Source organism: Methylotuvimicrobium buryatense 5G (genome assembly GCF_000341735.1).
GTDB classification, from domain to species: Bacteria; Pseudomonadota; Gammaproteobacteria; order Methylococcales; family Methylomonadaceae; genus Methylotuvimicrobium; species Methylotuvimicrobium buryatense.
Genome location: NZ_KB455575.1, coordinates 3,931,376 through 3,947,301, shown reverse-complemented (window position 1 = coordinate 3,947,301; position 15,926 = coordinate 3,931,376). Strand labels below are relative to the sequence as shown.

General features: G+C 49.4%; 11 protein-coding genes and 1 other RNA gene. 7 read left to right on the top strand and 5 right to left on the bottom strand.

Annotated elements, in window-relative coordinates:
• Positions 1 to 863: 863 nt before the first annotated feature.
• An RNA gene (gene rnpB / locus METBU_RS25530) (RNase P RNA component class A) lies at positions 864 to 1,229 on the bottom strand.
• Between the two features lie 196 nt (positions 1,230 to 1,425).
• A complete protein-coding gene (rsmI, locus tag METBU_RS0117760; protein ID WP_017841904.1) occupies positions 1,426 to 2,292 on the bottom strand; it encodes a 16S rRNA (cytidine(1402)-2'-O)-methyltransferase in 867 nt (288 codons plus the stop codon).
• A 107-nt stretch (positions 2,293 to 2,399) separates the two neighbouring features.
• Here rsmI and METBU_RS0117755 point away from each other — a divergent pair, with 107 nt between their 5' ends.
• From METBU_RS0117755 to METBU_RS0117740, 4 genes are all read left to right on the top strand, one after another.
• Positions 2,400 to 4,217: a penicillin-binding protein activator gene (locus METBU_RS0117755; protein ID WP_175421709.1), complete on the top strand. Its 1,818-nt coding sequence runs from the start codon at positions 2,400 to 2,402 to the stop codon at positions 4,215 to 4,217.
• Positions 4,218 to 4,226: 9 nt separating this feature from the next.
• Positions 4,227 to 4,589, top strand: coding sequence for a YraN family protein (locus METBU_RS0117750; protein WP_017841902.1), 363 nt, complete (start codon positions 4,227 to 4,229; stop codon positions 4,587 to 4,589).
• A gap of 11 nt (positions 4,590 to 4,600) precedes the next feature.
• The gene (locus tag METBU_RS0117745; RefSeq protein ID WP_017841901.1) at positions 4,601 to 5,188 is read left to right on the top strand and encodes a D-sedoheptulose-7-phosphate isomerase; all 588 of its coding nucleotides are present in this window, start codon (positions 4,601 to 4,603) and stop codon (positions 5,186 to 5,188) included.
• Between the two features lie 263 nt (positions 5,189 to 5,451).
• The gene (locus METBU_RS0117740) at positions 5,452 to 6,045 is read left to right on the top strand and encodes a DUF5610 domain-containing protein (protein ID WP_017841900.1); all 594 of its coding nucleotides are present in this window, start codon (positions 5,452 to 5,454) and stop codon (positions 6,043 to 6,045) included.
• 740 nt (positions 6,046 to 6,785) lie between these two features.
• On the opposite strand, the gene recD is transcribed toward METBU_RS0117740, so the two are convergent.
• A complete protein-coding gene (recD, locus tag METBU_RS0117735) occupies positions 6,786 to 8,417 on the bottom strand; it encodes an exodeoxyribonuclease V subunit alpha (RefSeq protein WP_017841899.1) in 1,632 nt (543 codons plus the stop codon).
• A gap of 224 nt (positions 8,418 to 8,641) precedes the next feature.
• On the opposite strand from recD, the gene METBU_RS0117730 reads away from it, so the two are divergent.
• Positions 8,642 to 9,103, top strand: coding sequence for a septal ring lytic transglycosylase RlpA family protein (locus METBU_RS0117730; protein ID WP_017841898.1), 462 nt, complete (start codon positions 8,642 to 8,644; stop codon positions 9,101 to 9,103).
• Between the two features lie 443 nt (positions 9,104 to 9,546).
• Here the strand turns inward: METBU_RS0117730 and recB are convergent, their stop codons facing one another.
• Positions 9,547 to 13,092 carry an exodeoxyribonuclease V subunit beta gene (gene recB / locus METBU_RS0117720; RefSeq protein WP_040575341.1) on the bottom strand — a complete coding sequence of 1,182 codons (3,546 nt, stop codon included), beginning with the start codon at positions 13,090 to 13,092 and terminating at the stop codon, positions 9,547 to 9,549.
• 93 nt (positions 13,093 to 13,185) lie between these two features.
• Positions 13,186 to 13,914 carry an SPOR domain-containing protein gene (locus METBU_RS0117715; RefSeq protein WP_017841895.1) on the bottom strand — a complete coding sequence of 243 codons (729 nt, stop codon included), beginning with the start codon at positions 13,912 to 13,914 and terminating at the stop codon, positions 13,186 to 13,188.
• A 476-nt stretch (positions 13,915 to 14,390) separates the two neighbouring features.
• Here METBU_RS0117715 and METBU_RS0117705 point away from each other — a divergent pair, with 476 nt between their 5' ends.
• Together METBU_RS0117705 and METBU_RS0117700 are read left to right on the top strand one after the other, a co-directional pair.
• Positions 14,391 to 14,846: a YaiI/YqxD family protein gene (locus tag METBU_RS0117705; RefSeq protein ID WP_017841893.1), complete on the top strand. Its 456-nt coding sequence runs from the start codon at positions 14,391 to 14,393 to the stop codon at positions 14,844 to 14,846.
• 193 nt (positions 14,847 to 15,039) lie between these two features.
• The gene (locus tag METBU_RS0117700; protein WP_017841892.1) at positions 15,040 to 15,918 is read left to right on the top strand and encodes an alpha/beta hydrolase; all 879 of its coding nucleotides are present in this window, start codon (positions 15,040 to 15,042) and stop codon (positions 15,916 to 15,918) included.
• Positions 15,919 to 15,926 lie beyond the last annotated feature (8 nt).

Genomic DNA, 15,926 nt, shown 5'->3' with positions numbered 1-15,926 from the left:
ATCCGACCTTAGTCAAGATCGATTTGAATTTAATTATTTATGGCAAGACAATGACTTATAAAAGCCGAACAAAACACTTTGAAAATATCACAGCAGAAAAAACAATTTGCCCGCTTTATCAAAAAGTTAATTAATAATGTTAAGAAAAGCTATTAATTGACTAGAAGGTATCGAATCGGAACCGTCTCAAAATAAAACAAACCTCTCCGCCAAATGCTGCAAACAACTTTCTACAACCGTAAAATCAAATCGACAACCAGTAGCGCTAAACCCGGTTTTCAATATTAAAGGCATGAAAATGGATTTTTTATCGCACAAAAAGAAGAGAAGAGAAGCATTAGGGGCTTTGAAAATGGTATAGCCGCTGCGGACTTAGACAACCTAAATCGCCGATCGTTAGAGACTTAACGGCAATCGGATTTACTCCCTTTTGAATCAAAACCGTCTAAGAATAAAGGGTATGGGATGTACCTAACGAGGACCGCCGTGAACCCATCCAAGAGGGCTTGACGGCAGCTCGAACGCCAAGGATGGCGTTAATGCAGATTTTGCATGGAGCAAAAATCTGCCCTGCTGCCGACATCCTCGCTAGCCACACCCCATACTTTCATAAAACAGGCCGATTTTTGGGTTTATACCTTTCGCACCTCAAATTTCGGCAGTGCCCGAGGAGGCGCAGGGGTGTCTGACAAAGGCTTTGCCGGCATGGAGCTGGCATAGAGCCCTACTTGGACGTATTCACGGCGTCCTTTGGCGGACACCCCGGCGTCGAATTTTGATCTATGATGGGTATAAAGGGAGTAGGAGGAGGGAATGCGCGGATATTTTCTGCAAAGACGCAAAAAATCGGCAATCGGTAGTGAAAAAAGAGTCGGCCTGTAAGCCGGGTTCTGTCGCGAACAGTCATTCATCTAGGCCGCAAGTCACCTTACGGCTCGAGCGATCTACCCGGGAACCGCGCGGGCCACGCGTCTGTCCCCCTATTTGATCTTGCTCCGAGTGGGGTTTGCCCTGCCACGCCTGTTACCAGCCGCGCGGTGCGCTCTTACCGCACCATTTCACCCTTACCCCCCACCTAGAATCCAGATTCTAGGTGGGGGGCGGTATATTTTCTGTGGCACTTTCCGTAGGCTCGCGCCTCCCAGGCATTACCTGGCACTCTGCCCAATGGAGCCCGGACTTTCCTCTCTTCTACCCTAAGGCAAAACAGCGACTGTCCGGCCGACTCTCGGCGAAATTATACGCGAATTAAAAACATGTCGGAAAATTAATTTGCGGTGAGCGGTGAGCGGTGAGCGGTGAGCGGTGAGCGGTGAGCGGTGAGCGGTGAGCGGTGAAATATTGCGACATTTAATCCATTTGTCAAGCCAAAATTTCCCCTTTCCCCTTTCCCCTTTCCCCTTTCCCCTTTCACCTTTTCACCTTTCACCTTTCACCTATCACCTTGCCCATCATCTCCAAAGCCGCCTCATACAAAACCTTCTTCTTAGCTCCGGTAATTTCAGCGGCTAAAGCCGCGGCTGTCTTGACAGAACACTCCTTTAGAAGAGTCTTTAATACCGATAAATGTTCGGCACTCAATGCTTGGTTATTTTTGTCGATGACAGCGCCCTCGACAATCACGACGAATTCGCCTTTGCGCATGTTTTCGTCGCTTTCAACCAATTCCAGCATCTCGTCCAAACGGCGCTTAACGATCGTTTCGTGTAATTTGGTGATTTCCCTCGCAATTACCAACTGCCTGTCGGCCGGCAATATTTCCGACATATCCTTCAATGCATCTAAAATTCGATGGCTGGACTCATAAAAAACCCAGGTCGATTCGCAATTCAAACGCTCCTTAAAAAATGTTTTACGTGCTGACGATGTCCGCGGCAAGAAACCTTCGAAAATAAAACGGCTCACCGGCAAACCTGCAGCCGACAATGCCGCAATCAAAGCGCAGGCCCCCGGAATCGGCGATACCTCGATGCCTGCATCTTTGGCCATGCGCACCAAAGGCATACCGGGATCGCTCAATAGCGGCGTACCTGCATCCGAAACCAACGCAATATCGAGACCTCCGCGAATTTTTTCGAGCAATCCGGCCGAAGCCGTTTCTTCGTTGTGCTGATGCAACGAGACTAAGCGGTTGGCAATACCGTAATGCTGTAATAGCATTCTGACATGTCGAGTATCTTCCGCGGCAATCAAATCGACTTCCTTTAACACGTCGACGGCCCGGAAACTAAAATCCGCTAAATTACCTATCGGCGTGGCAACCACGTATAATTTGCCGCATTGACTAGACATTGGATTCTCTCATCTGATTAAACCGATCTATTTTAAAGGTATACCCTTCTATGAGTCGCCATTTTCATTCGCCATTTTTGCTGCTTTGCACTTTTCTCGCAGGGTGCATGCCCCCCCAAGACCATGAACCGTCTTTTCCGGCGGACGCTCACACGGCTAAAGCCTTCATGGATCAAGGCCAACCCGCCAAAGCCGCGCAAGTTTATCGACGCATTGCCGACGAGCAATCCGAGTTTCAAGACCAATTACGCTTATTTACGATCGAATCGTTAATCCAATCCGGCGATAGCGATACCGCTAAACACTATGCCGACGCAATCAACCCGGATAACCTTACTTTGTTGCAACGCAACCAGCTTAATCTTTATTACGCGCAAATCGATCTCAGCTTCGGCGATGCGGAACAAGCAAGCGCTAGACTAAATCTAGTCAAACCGCTGCAACTACCGCGGTCCGATCAAATCAAATTCCATCAATCCCGTGCCTTTGCCTATTCGTTGACCGGCGAACTGAAAAAAAGCGCTGCTTCGAGAGTCGAATTGAGTAATTTGCTGCCGCCCGCGCAACAACCGGCCAATCATGCCGCAATTCTTGAGACCTTAAGCTTGCTACCCGTAGCGGCGCTGGAACAAACAAGCCCCGAAAGCACCAATGTCTTATCCGGATGGATGGCGTTAGCGCAATTACTCAAAACCAACCAACATAATCGCGCTCTGTTGGATACCGCATTGGATCAATGGCGGCAAAACTATCCTCATCACCCCGCTGACTCGGCATTTCTGCAAGGCTACTTGGCTCAATCGGCGCATGCTTTCAAACAACCGGGCAAAATCGCCGTGTTTTTACCCGAAACAGGCCCTATCGGACGCGCAGGAAAAGCCATTCGCGAGGGCATCATGGCCGCCTATTATCAGGATCGCAATGAAACCAAGCCCGATCTTCGTTTTTACGACAGCGGTCAAAGCGCACTACCGGTACTTTATCATCAGGCTATCGCCGAGGGCGCGGAAATGGTCATCGGCCCGCTCAGCAAACCCGACATTGAAAACCTAGCGGCATCATCTGATTTAAGTATTCCGGTTCTTGCACTCAATCATGTTCCGGAAATAAACAAAGCCAATCTTTACCAATTCGGACTCAGCCCAATCGACGACGCCGAACAAATCGCTAGCCTTGCCTGGTTCGACGGTCGACAAAACGCATTGTTATTGATACCCGATACCGAGCAAGGTTTAAGAATCGGCGAATACATCCGGGATTTCTGGAACAAAGCCGACGCAAACCTGCTGGAAATTCAAACTTATCAAGCCAATCAGACCGATTTTTCCGAACCGATTAAAAAACTATTGAATTTGGATGAAAGCAATCAGCGTTATCAAAAAATCCGACAATTCTTACCAACAGCCGTTTTCGTCCCGAGAATCCGACGCGATGCCGACGTCATTTTTCTGAATGCCTATGAAACGGCGGCGCGCTCGATTAATCCGCAATTGCGTTTTTTTCATGCCCAGCACTTGCCGGTTTATGCCACACCCCATATTTATAGCGGTTTGCCTAATCCTCAGCTGGACACGGACTTGAACACGATAACGTTTTGCGACATTCCTTGGCTATTCGACAATGTTTACCAAGGCGAATTAAGTATTAATGCCTTACGTAGCACTTGGCAACAATTCCCCAGCGTTTATTTACGTTTAATGGCAATGGGGATCGACGCCTACAATCTGGTTCCGCATCTTGGTAAACTAAGCAGCGTTCAATATCATGGCGCGACCGGTAACTTGTTGCTGACGAAGGCCGGCCGAATCAAAAGAAATTTGGTCTGCGCCAAATTCAATCAAGGAGTACCTAAGGTCATCGGCTTTGTTCAAAGCACGTCCGAGAGCTACCAAAGCATCGCGACACCGAACGACGACTCGTATTGAGGACAGCATTTGTTAAATCCATTGAAAGCCAAACACCTGGTCAGCGGCGAATCTGCCGAGGAGAAAGCTCACCGCTTTCTTATCGACCAAGGCCTGAAACCGGTGGCTCGTAACTTTCGCTGCCGTTTAGGTGAACTGGATTTGATCATGAAAGACGGCGAGGCGCTGGTAATTATCGAAGTGCGCTACCGTAAATCCGACCGTTTCGGCAGTGCTTTGGAAAGCGTCACCCCGCGAAAACAATCGCGCATCATTGCCGCCACACGGTTCTATTTATCACGACACCCGTCGCCTTGTCCGATACGCTTCGACGTCGTTGCCGTTTCCGGCGACGCCAATATCGATTGGATAAAAAACGCCTTTTTAACTTGACAACTTCCATCATGTTACAAGAACGAATTACCCTGCATTTCAACGAAAGCCTACAAACTCTACAAGATACCTTGGCCGGTCTCGGCGAATCGATCGAATTCGCCTCACAAAAACTAGTTACGGCGATATTAAACGACAACAAAATCCTAGTCTGCGGTAACGGCGCTTGTGCCGCAAATGCCGGACAGTTTTCGGCGGCAATGCTGAACCGCTTGGAACGAGAACGCCCGGCCTTACCGGCAATTGCGTTGACTGCCGACACCGCTGTTATTACCTCGATTGCCGCTGACTACCATTTCGACGACATTTTCGCCAAACAAGTCAAGGCCCTTGGTCAAAGCGAAGATATCTTGCTGGTCTTCTCCAGTAACGGCAACCCGGCCAATATTCTCAAAGCCGTTACGGCCGCACACGACAAAAATATATCGGTGATCGCATTGACCGGACATGATGGCGGCATGCTGGCACCGATTTTAAATACCTCGGATATTGAGATCCGGGTTCCCTCCAGTAACGACAGCCGGATCCGAGAAACGCACTTATTGATTAGTCACTGCTTATGCGATCTGATCGATCACCAAATATTCGGAAGCCTTTAACTTAGAAAAAGCGTTTCACCATGAATAATAAGTTAATTCAATAAGTTGCTGTAGATTTGCATAGAACTTTCGCACACCGAATAGGTTGGCGAGAATGGAGAATGTTTAGGTATTTTCTTGAAAGCCTTCATGCGCTTCATGGTTAAACTGCCGAATTTAGATGTAACGTTAAAGCCTCACTCTTTTCAACCTAAAGATTTGAAAACCACGGCCGCTACAATAAATGGATAACACTTGAACAAATCTTAACTTCGAGGCTAATAATGGAGATCAAAACAGAACCGTTCGGCCAGACGGTAAGTTCCATGGCCAAAGACCCCTCCCATAAAAGCGAAGGACCATTCGGGCAAAAAATATCCGAATTAGCTCAAACTAAAAAATCCGAAACCTCGGCTGCTGAAGCCAAAACCGAATTAAACCGTTCGATCTTGCAAGCTTCGCTCGATGTCAGTTTGAGCGCCGGTAACGAGCCGATGGCTCTATTATTCAAGACCGCGCTCGAAGGCATTAATGACGCGCTCAAAGCCGATTTCGGCGACAATGCCATTCAAAAAGCTTACGAAGATGGCGTGGATGTTTCTCCGGAAGCCACCGCCGGGCGCATCGTGCAAATGAGCACCGCTTTTTTCGAGCGTTATCACGCTAATCACAGCGACCTCAGTATCGAAGAAGCATTGGAATCGTTCGTCGAACTGATCGGCAAAGGCATCGACAAAGGCTTCGGTGAAGCACGCGATATTTTGAAAGGACTCAACGTATTGGAAGGAAGCATCGCTGACAATATCGATAAAACCTACGACTTGGTCCAGGAAGGACTGAAAGCATTCGTTGAAAATTATCAGTCTGCCAGAGAGTAACGCTACGTTAGCCTGCTTAGGATTTCGCGATAAATAACTTCCTGGAGTCAAGGGCTCGGTTACTCGCTTAACAGGACGAAGTGAATACATCCGCTTAACTGCGGCGACTGATTGCCAAGGATGGCATGAATGCTGATTTTGCATTACGCCATGAATGGCGTGTATTAGGGCACCACCAGTAGGCGCTTTAGGCGATGCAGGGCAGAAAAATGCTCCTGCATTTTCTGCATTCGTTACATGCTTGTAACTCAGCAATTGCCGGGGAGCAAAAATCTGCATTCATACCATCCATGGCAATCAGATTCCGCCGTCAAGCCTACATGGACGTATTCACGGCGTCCTGTCAAGCGAGTAATCGTACCCTCTTCCACGCTCAGCGTATTGGAAAGCAATCATTGACTATTTCCTAAGTGGTTTATTTAGTAGGAAAGAGAATCGTTTCAACTGCTAACGCGAACATAGCCTTTTAAAAGCAGGGGGGTGAATCGTCATAGGCGCCAACTTAAGGAAAAACGCGTCATTCCGCCAGGGATTGGCGGAATCCAGGACCAGGGATGGCAATACGAAGCTTCACACCCATGTAACCTGGATATCGGCAATCCATGCCGATATGTGACGAATAAAAGCTACAAATACACCATAGAATAGACACTAAGTTGGCGCTTACGGGGTGAATCGTTACGATAAAGAGCCTTTTGGCGCCCAAAATTATCCGGCGCATCAACGCCATCCTAGTTTCATTAGTCGGCTGTGCACGTCAGTTTTTGCGCCAAGCCCCCGAAGCGATCGATTTTACTCAGCACGGTTTCGTTGAAAACCTTTTGATCGGCCAGTATTATGACCGATTTCCGGGCGCGGGTAATCGCGGTATAGAGCAACTCTTTGGTCAACACCGGATTATGTTGATCCGGAAGAGCAATAAGAATTTCGTCGAATTCCGAACCCTGGCTTTTATGGATCGTCATTGCGTATACGGTTTCGCAATGCGGCAATCGAGCCGGCAGGCATTTTTTGATGCTACCGTCGGGGCGCTGAAAAAACACCATCAATTTACCGCTTTGCTCTGCGTCTTTCAGACACAGGCCGATATCGCCGTTATAAAGTTGCAGCGCGGCATCGTTCTGCGTGATCATGACCGGACGCCCATGATACCAAGTCCCGATAGGGTCGATATGACCGATTGAGGCTAGTAGGCGTTCAACTTGGCTATTAATATCGGCGACGCTATTTTTTCCGGCCCGATTCGCACAGAGCACTTGAAATCGCTTGAAGGCATTAAAAATATGCTCGATATCATTCGAACTCTCGATCGCGCGTAAATAATCGCGTCTCTGTCCGACAATATAGGCGATTGCTTCTTGATTCAATAAGCCGATGTTCTCATAACCTGCCTGCAACGACGACCAAGCGGCTTCAGGATGCTGCAAATTGACCGCTTCGGCCAGGTTTTTGATCGTCATATCGAATCTGTGTGCTTTTTTTAGTTCGACGGTATGATTCGGCAACGCTGCGGTCAAATCTGCCAATACCGCGCCCGATTCGACCGATGCCAATTGATCTTTGTCTCCGAGTAAGATCAAACGGGCACTGGGTTTGAGTGCATCGACCAATTTACTCATTAACGCTAAATCGACCATCGAGGCTTCATCGACCACGACCAAATCGAAAGGCAGGGGTTTTTCGGCGTTATGCCGGAAATAAGGCGAAGGCGGACGAGAGCCTAGCAGGCGATGCAGGGTTGTGACCGATTCGGGAAGGAATTGTTTAATAGCTTCCGCACAAGGCAGGGTGCTCTTGCTGTTACCTATCGACTCCTGCAGACGCATTGCGGCTTTTCCGGTCGGCGCGGCCAGGGCGATATATAACGAGCGTTCAGCCAATTCCTGCAGCAAAGCCAGAATCTTAACGATAGTTGTGGTTTTACCAGTCCCGGGACCGCCGGTAATGATGCAGAACGTTCGATTAAGCGCGGTTTTGGCTGCTTCACGCTGCCAGTCGGTTTCTCCTGTAGTGGTCGGGAAGTAGCGGTCCAATAAGGCCTCGGCGTCAGCATGGGAGACATTGACACGGGTCATTGCATAGATCCGGTTGACCAAATTTTTTTCATAGGCCCAATAACGCTGCAGATAAAGCCGGTCGTCTTCAACTATTAACGGCGCGGTATCGGTCGTCGAAGCCAGACCTGACGCCAAGACTGCCTCACGGGCTTTGGCATCGATGCGGATACAACTATGCCCTTGATTTTGCTCGAAGGAAAGACGTGCGATCAGTTTTTCGAAATTGTCTTGCGCGGCACCGGTCAAGGCGCTACGCCGGCTCAAAAAACGAGAAAAAGCCATATCGAGGCGGGTAAAAGTAGGTTCTTCTGTCATTTTGTCAGATAAATTTCGGCGCTTGTTGCCGGAAAATTGATGCCCATAAGATACTTTAAAGCGCCACGAGCGAAATAGAGGGAGCCCTTATAAGGTAGTGTCTGAATCGGTTTTAGCATGGCGATAAATACCCCCAATATTGATTTCGACTTCCACGGTTTAAGTTTAGCTTAATATTACCAAGGGTAGAATCATATTATTGTTAAATAATAAGGATTTACATTATGAATAAAATCATATTGGCAAGTTCTGTGTTTGTGATGGGCAGCCTATTGACTCATCCTGTAAAGACAGTTGAAGCATCCGATCAGCATAAAACCAAGCTGATTTCGGGTAAAACCGCAGGAAAACCTACAAAAGGGCGATTAGGCCGGGCCTCTTGGTATGGTCCTAAGTTTCACGGCAAAAAAACCGCTAGCGGACGTAAGTTCGATATGTATGCGATGACTGCGGCTCATAAGACGCTACCTCTGTTATCCTACGTGAAAGTCACCAATCCCAAAAGCCATAAATCGGTTGTCGTTCAAATCACAGACCGCGGTCCTTATCATGGTAAAAGGGAACTAGACCTGTCCTATGCGGCCGCCAAGGAAGTTGGAATTCAAAAGCAGGGTAGCGGTTTTGTTGAGATACAACCGTTGAGTCGCTCTCAAGCGATAGCCGAAATTCGTAACAATGATTCCTAATTGACTCCGCAATCTCTCTGAATTGGCAAACCCCTAAAAGCCGAAATCGCATTGCCTTTGTCTCGTTCCCAAGTTCCAGCTTGGGAATGCCTACCGTCAAGCGCTGCTTGTATACCTTTCTCGCTTCAAATTTCGGCAAAGCCGGCGCCGCCGCCGGGGTGTTAGGTCGATTTTGCTCCTGCAAAATCGACATTCACGGCGTCCTTTGACGGGCACTCCGGCGCCGAATATCGATCTACGATGATGGGTATACACACGCCAAGCGGAGCTTGGGCTATTAAACTACCAAGCTAGAGCTTCACAGCCATTAAGTTAAGCCATCACAGAAATAAGTAATGCTTGCATTCAGGCTCTAATGTACTTCAAAAGCTTGCCATCCATGGCACTGGATTCCGCCAATCCATGGCGGAATGACGGGCTTCCCTTAACTTAATGGCAGTGAGCTAGAGCTTGGGAGCGAGAGCCTCCGATCCGCCAAAAATCTCCGATAAGGCCTCGATACGTCGTAAATCCGGCCTATCCCTATAAACACCGCTCATCGGTTGTTCGGGCTGCATGCCTCGCACGAATAAATATAGTGCCCCGCCGAAATGCTTTTCATACTCGTAATCGGCCAAGCGTTGGTTCAAATAGCGGTGCAGCACCAGCGTATACAGCCAATATTGCAATCCGTAATTATGCTCTCGCATCGCGTCCGTCAACGTTTCCGGCCGGTAGTCAGGCAGGCTGTTGGTTTTATAATCGATGACGTAATAACGGCCGCCGTATTCGCAAATCAAATCGATGAAACCGGTCAAATAACCGCACATTTGCTTGCTGTTCAGCGCTTGATAAACCGGAGAGTCCGATAAGATCGCATTGATCTGTGCGGCGTTCATCGGCTGCATTGCGAGATAAAACGGCATTTCCTTCAAACATTGCTCATCGGCAATATTCATCAACTGAAAAGCCGGATCGTCTTCGGCCAAGGAAGTTGTCACAACGGCTTGCAATAAGCGGTCGATGGCTTCAGGGTGCTCCGTTTGCAAACCGTAGCGTCGACAGGTGTTATCGCGCAACTCGGCGATATCCGGCATATCGGCCAAATACGCAAAATCGAGTTGCTCCAGCAAGTCGTGCACGACGTTGCCGGTATGCGCGCCTTTCGGCAACGCCTCCTGCATGCCGACCGCCGACAAGGCCGGTTCCGCATCGAGCGAAGCCGATTCGCGGGCCTTGTCTTCCGGCAATTCCGGCGCATCCTGTAGACTCAAGGCCGAGAGTGCCGTGTAACTGCTCATTTGCCAATCGGTGCGCAAAGAACGTTGCCTCGATCTTGCCGATAGCCGAGTTTCGTCGAGCGGTTTTTCGTAACGGCCCTTTGGCATCGCCGGTAATTCCAATAAACGATATTCGAAAGCCTTCGGGTCGCGGCTGCAATAATCGATCAGGATCGTTTGTTGCGCGGCAAAATCGCAATCTTCGAAATCGAGTAGCCAAGCCAATGCAGACTGATTCGGAACATCCTTGCTTCGAACATCGGCCCAGGCCAGATAACTGCGATATTTAGCCCGGGTCAGAGCGACATAACATACGCGCAAATCCTCGGCCAATTCTTCGTCGATCGCTTGCGCGCGGCGGCGTTCGAAATCCTCCGAGCCTAAATCGGCAACGATACGCCCTTGCTCGTGACATTGAATCAAAGGCCTACCGGTCGAGAGCCGGCTGCTGCGTTGCCAAAGCGACGGACAAAAAACGATATTATACTCGAGCCCCTTCGACCGGTGCATCGTGACGATCTTGACCGCTTCGTCATCGCTTTCCAAGCGCATGCATTGCTCTTCGAGACTGACTTTGCCGTCCGCCGTATCGGCGATGCGCGCGCGCAGCCAGTCCAGCGTTTTTCCGATGCCTAAATGCTCGTCGACGGCGGCTTGCTGCACTAACTCGATTAGATGATGCAAGTTGGTCAAACGTCGCTCGGCAAGCCGGGTAGCCGATAGTTGCAGACGTATTTGTTCCTGGTCGAGCAAGCGCTGCATCATCGCCATCAGCCCTTGACTCTGCCAATGTTGATAGTAATTCAAAAAATGCGACAGCCAGGCATCCAAAGCCGCTTCTTGATTCAAGGTACGATATAAAGTCTGCCCGTCTAACCCGAACCAATCGAGCGTCAAGGCTTGCTTCAATAGCACCGTGTCGCCGGGGTGGGCAATGGCTTGCAGCAAGCAAAACAAATCGGCCGCTTCGGCGGTCGCGAATACCGATTCGGTGCTGTTCAAAACCGAAGGGACGCCGGCTTCGCGCAATGCCGCTTGATATTCCGAGGCTTGCCGATTGGTTCTGACCAATACCGCGATATCGCCCGGCTCAACTCGCCTGCCGCTATCGCTCAAAAAATAAGGCTCGTTGAGCAATCCGACGATTTCGTTGACGACCTCGGCCTGAAGGCATTCGCCGGCTTTGCCGGAACTCCAGTGGCCCTTGTCGCTTTGCGGCAGTTGCCAGAGCATCATCGGCGCCAGCGTCTCTTTATCGAGATTTAGGGTTTTGTCCGCATTGGCGGGAGCGCCGACGACCGGATGGAATTGCAACTGTTCGAGAAAAAAAGCCCGCTCGCGGCTGAACAAGGCATTGACCGCCTCGACCAGGGCCGGCTGCGAACGCCAGTTCGTGCCAAGGGTAAACCGATGATGCGCCTGTTGCTGCGCGGCCAGATACGAAAAAATATCGGCACCGCGAAATTTATAGATCGCTTGTTTGGGATCGCCGATCAAATACAAATAATGTGCGTCTGAACCGAACAAGGTTGAAAAGATCAGCCACTGATTCTGATCGGTATCCTGAAATTCGTCGATCAATGCGGCCTTGAAGCGTTGCCTCAATTCGGCGGTCAACAATGTCCCTTGATTGCCTTGCAAGGCATTGGCAAGCCGGCTAATCAAATCATCGAACGACAATATATTGAGTAGCTGCATTTGCTTGTCCAGTTCTATGCGGACATGTTCTAACAGCGCCCGACGAAAAACCAGACCGATTCGATCGATCGAGTCGGCCAATGCGTCGAAAGGCGTGGTGTCGACCTTCAGTGTTGCCAGATACTCCTGCTTGCGCTGTTCTCCGCTTTGCGTTTTGGTTTTTCTAAACTTGTTACCGTTCAAGCCATCGATCAGGCCGTTTAAGGTCAAGCATGCAAAGGCCGCAGTATTTGGAAGCTGCAGTGTTTCGTAATTTAACCAGGCGCGCAATTCTTGCAGGCGATGTTCAAAAATTTCGGTATAAGACGATTTAAAGAATCCGTCATCAAAGTGGTTTAGCAGCGTTTGAACGGCCTGATCCAGATGGATACGCGCTTGCTCTGCCTGTTCCCGGCAGGCGGCTAATGCTTCGTTCGGATCGCGATACTCCGGAAAAATCTCGATGTCGAGCGGAATGCGATCGATACCGGCTAATAATGCATCCGGAGTTGAGTACGTTGCGGTCAACAAAGCGGCTTCCCAGGAGGCTCTTTGATAAATTTGGCCGCGCCAGAAATCGTCGGCACAAGCTTGCTTGACGGCAGCCGCATCGGCGGTCAGTTCGGAATCGAATAGCTGGCCGCTTTCCAGCGCATGCTCTTTTAAGACCCGTTGGCAAAAACCGTGAATTGTGAACACGGCGGCCTGGTCGATATCGAGTAGCGCCAATTTCAGCCTTTTTTTGATCAGATCGCGGTCGATCTCGAGCCGGTTTAGCCACGTGATGATCGCGCCGTCAATGTGTTCGGTTTTCCCGCTTGCAGCCTGTTTAGCCTCATTGAGTCTGAGCCTAATTCGCTCCTTCAACTCCTCGGTAGCGGCCTTCGTAAAAGTCACCACCAACAACTCGTCGATTTTCATGTCGAATTCGACGACAAAGCGCAGCGCCAGCATTGCGATAGCATAGGTCTTGCCGGTACCTGCGCTAGCTTCGATTAAGTTGATACCTTGGCGGCAATCGGTTGTTATCGGGTCGAAATGTTGGGAAGGCATGGAGCTTTGAGCGTGGGTTTTAGCTTGCTTGAATTTATGTAGCAATTCGCGGATTTTCCGAGTAAGTCACCAAGAATAATCGGCTATGTTTCATCAGCCTCGACCCCAGGTTTGATCGACGCCGATCCAAACCGATTTGATACCGAATTGTTTCTTTAAAGTTTCGGAAAAACGTTGGGCTTCCTGCATGCTGGCAAAGCCGGGTATGGTCAATCGATACCAGGTTTTACCGTCGACGACTACTTCATTAATGTCAACGGTAACACCTTCATTTCTCAAACGTTCGGCTTTCTTTTCGGCCGTGGCCGCTTTTTGAAATGCGCCAATATTAATCGAGTAATCCTGAGCTTTTTGCGCATGACTGCGTGGCTGAGCCGCGCGTTTAGGCTGGGCAGCCGGTTTAATTGATAATTGCTGCGCATTTCTTTCCAAACGCTCCAGTCTATCAAGCAAGTTTTTTTGTTGTTCGAGTAAATCGTTTAGTTTATCGGCGGAAATCGGTTGTTGTTCAGTCGTGTCGAGTAACGTCGTTTTTCCAGAGGCCAGCTCCGAAACATGTTGGCTCAAACTTTCGACTTTAGCCGCCAATTCGTCATACCGGTGCTGGCTATCGAGATGCCCAACCTGAGCTTGTTGCGCGCTTAGCCGTGAAACTTCCGCGCGAAGATCGGTATTCCGGTTGGTACTAATGAAAGCAAAGCCCGCTGCAATTAATAATGCAATGACGGCAAGGCTTAGTGCTGTAAAATTCAAAGTCGATGTTTTGGCTAGGTTCGTTTTTAAATCTTGTTGCTTGCTAGTTAGCTCGTCTAATTCTGTCACTGGCTTTCTCCGCTGATTTGGCTTGATTAAGCGGCGGCAATCAACTCCGCAATTGTTTTAATTACCGCAAAATGCATTGGCTTTCATTATAGACTCAAAAATGAGACGCTACACTAAACTGGTCCAAGCTTCGGCAAATCACCTTTTTTTAAAGGAGAGGGAAATCGAATATGTTTTCAGCAATTCCCAATTTGGAGATCAAAAAGGGTGTGGGGTATGCTTGGCGAGGATGTCGGCAGCAGGGCAGATTTTTGCTCCATGCAAAATCTGCATTCACGCCATCCTTGGCGTTCGAGCTGCCGCCAAGCCCCATGGATGGGTTTACGGCGTTCCTCGACAGGCATACCCCACACCCTAAAATCGGCGAAACTGCTCAAACTGGGAATTGCTGATATGTTTTGGCGGACAAAATGTTAGTCGCCTTGAGGTTTACGAAAAAACCTCGGTAACCAACACAATTAATATAGAGATACAATATGAAAATATGGGTGGATGCCGATGCGTGTCCGGTGGTGATCAAGGAGATTTTGTTCAAGGCGGCCGAGCGCACCAAGACGCAATTGACGCTGGTCGCCAATCATTCAGTGAATGTGCCGCCGTCGCGTTTTATCGCTTTCCTTCGGGTGTCGAAGGGTTTCGATGTGGCCGACAATGAAATCGTCAAAAAACTTGTTCCGGGCGACCTTGTCATCACCGGCGATATCCCCTTGGCAGCGGAAGCCATCGAAAAAGGCGCCAAGGCATTGAATCCGCGTGGCGAATTATATACCAGCGAAAATATTCGTTCGTTGCTGAATATGAGGGATTTCATGGATACATTGCGATCCAGCGGCATTCAAACCGAAGGTCCCGCTGCGCTCAATCAAAACGACCGAAAAAACTTTGCTAATCATCTGGATAAATTATTGACGCAATACGCTAAGCATCGTTAAAGATCGCTTCTACTCCCCTTATACTCAAAAATTAGCTAATTTTATGAGGGTATGGGGTGTGGCTAACGAGGATGTCGGCAGTAGGGATTTGCCGTCAAGCCCCATGGACGGGTTCACGGCGGTCCTCGATTGACACATCCCATACCTTTTATTCTTAGACGGTTTTTCAATCAAAAGGGGAGTAGGTTTTTCGATGTCCCGATCCAACTTTTGGCGATACTTTATTGGTGCGAGCGGCTTGGTTTTGCTTGCCTTGCTGGTTGAAGCCTGGCAAGTAGGCGGCGCGTTAGTCGCACCGGCTCATCGTCACATAGAAGCGGAAAACTTAGATTTTCCGGTAGTAGAGGCCATGCTCGATAGCGAATCCGGTGCCTCTATCGCGACTTGGTATGCATCGAGCGATGATGCAAAAGCGACAATTATTCTGCTGCATCCGGTTCGCGCTAACCGCAAAGCCATGCTCGGGCGCGCCAAGTTTTTTCTCGATGCGGGATACGCCGTGGTTTTGATCGATTTTCAAGCCCACGGTGAAAGCTTAGGCCGATATATCACATTCGGCCATCTCGAACGCCATGATGTACGGGCGGCTGTGGTTTATGCCCGAAAACTGAATCCCGGGCATCGAATCGGAATCGTCGCAATTTCATTAGGCGGCGCTGCCGCATTATTGGCATCGCCGTTAGATGTCGATGCTCTGGTTTTAGAGTCGGTCTATACCACGATAGCGGATGCGGTCGACAACCGGATTGCAATGCGCATCGGGCCATTGAGCCATGTATTGACGCCATTATTGCTTTGGCAGCTTAAACCGCGCCTGGGCGTTTCGCCGTCGGACCTTCGCCCTATCGATCATATCGCCAAGTCCCAAGCGCCTGTTCTAATCGCAAATGGCGACCTTGACCGACATACGCGGATCACTCAAGCACGGCAGTTATTCGATGCGGCGAACAAGCCTAAACGGTGGGTCGTTTTCAAAGGCGCGGCCCATAACGACTTATTCGAATACAACGCCAAGCAATACAAAGACGAAGTATTAGCGTTTCTCGACCGATATTTAAAAACCCGGCAATAGACAGAATG